Origin of the sequence: uncultured Microscilla sp. (assembly GCF_947493425.1) — a bacterium.
In the GTDB taxonomy this organism is placed as follows: Bacteria; Bacteroidota; Bacteroidia; order Cytophagales; family Microscillaceae; genus Microscilla.
Map to the genome: position 1 here is coordinate 1 of NZ_CANLRP010000703.1, position 219 is coordinate 219.

A 219-nucleotide genomic window follows, 5' to 3' on the forward strand; every position below is an offset into this window, starting at 1 on the left:
AGGGCTTGGGTGAAATAATGTTGAGCACTATCCGGTTTACTTTCCAGCTCATAGGTAGCCCCTATGTCACGGTAGGCCTCTACCAACTCCAGTTTTTGCTCCAACTGAGCGAAAATACGCAAAGCCTTGAAATAGTAACGCCTGGCTAAACCAAAGTTGTTTTGCTCTTGGTAGATCACCCCTATGTTGATATAACTTGAAGCTACCTTGTATTGATTA

Annotated in this window: 1 protein-coding gene; it reads right to left on the reverse strand. The window is 43.4% G+C overall.

The window, feature by feature from the left end:
• On the reverse strand, positions 1-219 hold a 219-nt coding region (locus Q0954_RS34945), incomplete at both ends, for a tetratricopeptide repeat protein (RefSeq protein WP_299466957.1).